The organism is Streptomyces sp. MB09-02B (assembly GCF_033794485.1).
In the GTDB taxonomy this organism is placed as follows: Bacteria; Actinomycetota; Actinomycetes; order Streptomycetales; family Streptomycetaceae; genus Streptomyces.
Window position 1 is genome coordinate 1 of the sequence record NZ_JARGEE010000851.1, and the last position, 1408, is coordinate 1408.

Consider the following 1408-nt stretch of genomic DNA (forward strand, 5'->3'; position numbering starts at 1 on the left):
CGGGGACCCCCGGTATTAAACCAAGGGTTTTTTTGGGAAGCGTAAGATGTGTATACCCGGGCGGGGGAGCGGCGCCTCGGCGAAGCGGAGGGCGAAGGGCTCACGGTCGGCTGCGTCGGACGAGTCCCTGAGCCGTAAGGGGGACATCTGACGGGTCGTCGGGCGCGGCTCCCCCCGCGCCGGGTGTGATGTGACAGAGAGTCAGGCGAAAGAGCGATTTGTGTGAAAATCGTCTGACTCGGAGGTTCTGCATGTCCACCTCGTCCCGCCCGCGCCCCGCCGGAGTGCGCGCGAGTGCCGCCGCCGTCCTCGCGGCACTCACCGTCACGGGAGCCAGCCTCATCACGGCACCGGCCGCCGTCGCCGCCCCGGGCGACCCCGACGTCGTGATCCACAAGGTGGGCTTCCCGTTCGACAACCAGCGCAACCAGCAGCTGGTCTGCGACTTCTATCTCTCCGCCTTCAACTTCCCCGAGAACCCCAGGCCGACGCAGCGCATCAGCTGGACCCTCGACCGCCAGCCCCCCGCGCCGCGCACCGACCCCGTCGCCACGGGCGAGATCGCCCTCGCGGCCGACGGCACGGGCCACAGCACCCCCGTGGCGCCCGAGAACGCGGCGCGGGTCCCCAACGGGAACTATGTGCTGACCTGGAGAACCATGACCGGACCGCTGGAGGAAGGGCGTAGGGAGATCACCGTCGACTGTCCGCTCACCGGGCCCGGAGCCAGGCCCGGAGGCCCGGGGCCCGACCGCGTCGTAGAGGCAGGCGCCGTACCGGAGGGTGCTGTACCGGCCGGTGCCGGCGGCCTCGCCCTCACCCAGAACTTCTCGCCGGTCGCCGGCGCGGCCGCCGTGGGTGTCGCCGCGGTCGGCGGCGTGGCCTATCTGCGGCTGCGCCGTCGCCGCGCCGATGGCGCCGCGTAGACGCCGGCGCAGGCCCTGGCACCGGACGCGCGCCTACCGCCTGACGCGAACGGTCGTCATGGCCACCGCGCTGGTGGTGGGCGTCGTCCACGTGGCGGAGAACGCGGAGAACAGGGAGCGGACCGGGGCCGCCGAGGCCGGCGCCGCCTGGGCCGACTCCCGGGCGCGCGGTGCGGAGGCCCCGCGCGCCCGGGCGTCCCTGTACGTCACGCCCGCACCGCCCGAAGAGCCCGTACCCACCCCGCCCTTGACCGCGGCTCCCGGTCAACGGGCCGGGGGCGCCGAACCGGCCGCGTCCACCGAACCGGCCGCGTCCACCGAGCCGACGCGGCCGGTCAGCCAGGCACCCGCTCATCCGACGGTGCCCACCTCCGCGGTCGAGCCGACGTGGCAGACGCCCGCCGAACCCACGACCCCGGCGCCCGCCGAGCCCACGAGACCGGCAAAAAACCCTTAAGCCGTCTTTCTCTTAAAAAAAAAAA

2 protein-coding genes are annotated in these 1408 nt (G+C 72.7%); both read left to right on the plus strand.

Annotation, left to right across the window (positions count from 1 at the left end; genetic code table 11):
* Nucleotides 1–251: 251 nt before the first annotated feature.
* Entirely contained in the window at nt 252–926 is a 675-nt protein-coding gene (locus P1P70_RS44605) for a hypothetical protein (protein ID WP_319248207.1), read from the plus strand.
* 58 nt (nt 927–984) lie between these two features.
* Nucleotides 985–1383: a hypothetical protein gene (locus tag P1P70_RS44610; RefSeq protein WP_319248209.1), complete on the plus strand. Its 399-nt coding sequence runs from the start codon at nt 985–987 to the stop codon at nt 1381–1383.
* Nucleotides 1384–1408: the final 25 nt, after the last annotated feature.